This window comes from Salinimicrobium profundisediminis, from assembly GCF_026241755.1.
Classification (GTDB): Bacteria; Bacteroidota; Bacteroidia; order Flavobacteriales; family Flavobacteriaceae; genus Salinimicrobium; species Salinimicrobium profundisediminis.
In genome coordinates this window covers 1-2,774 of record NZ_JAPJDA010000051.1, presented here as the reverse complement: position 1 = coordinate 2,774, position 2,774 = coordinate 1, and the positions used below count along the sequence as shown (strand labels likewise).

The 2,774-nt window shown below is 35.4% G+C and carries 3 protein-coding genes; 2 read left to right on the top strand and 1 reads right to left on the bottom strand.

Going from position 1 to position 2,774, the window contains the following annotated elements; genetic code table 11:
* The first annotated feature begins 4 nt into the window (after positions 1-4).
* Positions 5-139 carry a CPBP family glutamic-type intramembrane protease gene (locus OQ279_RS18185; RefSeq protein ID WP_503167763.1) on the top strand — a complete coding sequence of 45 codons (135 nt, stop codon included), beginning with the start codon at positions 5-7 and terminating at the stop codon, positions 137-139.
* A gap of 627 nt (positions 140-766) precedes the next feature.
* Positions 767-2,062, top strand: a complete 1,296-nt coding sequence (locus OQ279_RS18180) for an IS110 family RNA-guided transposase (RefSeq protein ID WP_266071282.1) — start codon at positions 767-769, stop codon at positions 2,060-2,062.
* A 527-nt stretch (positions 2,063-2,589) separates the two neighbouring features.
* On the opposite strand, the gene OQ279_RS18175 is transcribed toward OQ279_RS18180, so the two are convergent.
* A partial coding sequence (locus OQ279_RS18175; protein WP_266071280.1) for a DUF3231 family protein occupies positions 2,590-2,774 on the bottom strand: 185 nt, incomplete at its 5' end.

Below are 2,774 nucleotides of genomic sequence, written 5' to 3'. Positions count from 1 at the left end.
ATTAATATTAGGGATTGTTTGGTCTATCATTTATTTTAAAACTGGAAGTTTAAGATGGGTTATATTTTCACACTTTTTGGTAAATATAGGTATTATGACTGTTCCAGTATTTTTAAATATTTATGTTCCACCAATGTAAAATGTGTGCTTAGAATTTCTCACTGTTGCAGCTGGTTAATAATATAGATTTTTCTATTAATTAATGGGGCAGGTTAGCACAATAAACAGAATGGTTTTTGAAATAAGAGAAGAGGAAGTTAAAGGAGGCATATAAATGCAAAAACAAAGAAAAAAAACAATATTAAAAGCAATTGGTTTTTCACTGTTTATGACTATAATTATATTTCTTAATGTGGAAAATCCGAAGCCTAATACAGCAATTTATTTGCTTTTCGTTGGAGTTATTTCATTTACAAGTTTTTGTGTTATAAAATTTATTACTTCAAAAGCATTTAAGCGATTCTTGGAGAAGACTGAAAATTTTTCTTAAGGAGTCTGAAAAGGTGTAGTACTAAATTGACCTCTAATATTTGAGGACTTTTTTCTTATGTACTCCTCAGCAATTTTACCCTTATATAATAGATTTTTGACAGGGATAAATAAGTATTTGCCTTTATATTTTGATCCAATTTTTATTCCACAAACGGGGCAGCATTCCTGTAATAAGTGAAAATGAGATTTGATAGAAAAAAGACCTCTTGATAAGATAAATGTGTCCTGAGCCGGCTAGCTAAAAGGGACAAAATATCTACTCGGAGGTCTCAAAATGAATTATAACCAAAATCATAAAATAGCTCAAATTACTCCTAAAACCTTAGTTATTGGTATTGATATTGCCAAACATCATCACGTAGCTAGAGCACAGGATTATCGTGGAATGGAGCTGGGTTCTACTTGCTTTTTTGATAATACTCAAGAAGGAGTTCGAACATTTATTAATTGGATTAATCAAATAAAAGATTCATACGAAATGGAGTCTGTCATTACTGGAATGGAGCCAACAGGCCATTATTGGCTTAATTTAGCTCATATTCTAAAGGAGGAACAGATTAAATTTGTCACGGTCAACCCCTTACATGTCAAACACAGTAAGGAGCTAGACGATAATTCTCCAACTAAAAATGATGTTAAAGACGCAAAAGTCATTGCACAACTAGTCAAAGATGGTAGATACTCCGAACCAACAATACCACAAGGAGTTTTCGCAGAACTGCGTGTGGCTAAGAAATTACGTGATCTATTAAATGTAGACTTACAAATAGTGCAAGGACAGGTACACAACTGGATTGATCGATATTTTCCAGAGTTCTTTACCGTCTTTAAAAGCTGGGAAGGGAAGGCAGCTCTTCATTTATTAAAGCTTGAAGCATTACCGGAAGAACTGGTGAGATATACAGAAGAAGAATTATTAGAATACCTTAGGCAAGCAGTGAAACGCAGTATAGGGATTAAGAAGATTCGTGCCTTAAAAGAAGCAGCCAATCGCTCGATTGGCATCCGTCAGGGTGCCATGATGGCTAAAATGGAGTTAAGAACGTTAATCCAAAAGTATGAACTCATTCAAACCAAGTTCGAAGAGCTTGACCAAACTCTGGATACACTACTTCAAGATATTCCAGGCGTTGATCAAATGTTAGAAATAACAGGAATTGGCCGCGATACAGTGGCGGGTTTCTTCGCTGAAGTAGGCGATTTGAGTGAATACAATCATCCTCGCCAGATAACTAAACTGGCTGGACTTAGCTTAAAAGAAAATACATCAGGTAAGCATAAAGGGAGAACCAGAATAACCAAACGTGGTCGAAAGAAATTACGAGCATTGTTATTCCGGGCATCTATGATTCTAGTAGCCAAGAACAAAGCCTTTAAAGCCCTCCATCATTACTACATAACGAGACCTGAAAATCCGTTGAAAAAGATGCAGTCTTTAATTGCTTTGTGTAATAAGGTCATCCGTATACTCTTCTCTATTGGTAAGAAACAGTTTGTGTTTCAAGAAGAGAAGATGTTGAAGGACATCCCCCATATGCATGCATTTATCCAAGAACCAATAGCAGCTTAATCACTATTAAACTAACGATTTAACCAATAGATTTGAAAAGATGAACAGACAAAATCAGCATGGGATTAGTTGGCAACGCAACTAACGTAAGGACTTAGATCCTGTGGGGCAGCATGACCGACATCCACCTTATGGAAAGGTTGAACGAAGGAATGTAGGAGCGTAGACTCTGTGAGACTTGGGAGGGTAGACCCCCATAAGAAATGTGGACATCCATTGGTGCGTACATAGCTATTTATCCAACTTTTAGAAATTAACCGAAGGTTGGCTAGTTTCTTGCGCTCATTTTCTTCGTAAACAGCTTGATTGTGTACTTTTCTCTCTAATCAAATCTGTAAAGTAAAACAAGATAGATAGCAATACGGTGAAAAACTGCGTAATTAAGAGATAAGTGTTTGTTTATTGAGGGAGGTTAGTGGAATAATGGCTTTCATATATCTAGTACACTCACCATTTCTTAAAGGAGATTTGGAATACTCCTTTGAAAAACAAAAAAGCTACCGTACTTTGGTAGCTTTATTTTTTTTTTAGTCTTGAGCAAGCTTATCTCTATTTAGTGCAACAGGAGGTTTCTCCATCCACTCATTTTTTATCATAAAGGTTTTTATATTTTCTTCATATTGATACACATCTGCAATTATCTTTGCATATGTAGTTTTTAAATCTTTTCGGATACTTACTGCTGCACTATATCCATAACTGGCGATACCAT

What these genes read in the sequence shown, in the direction of transcription:
- OQ279_RS18180 (WP_266071282.1), top strand. Translation starts at nt 767, where the DNA reads ATGAATTATAACCAAAATCATAAAATAGCTCAAATTACTCCTAAAACC.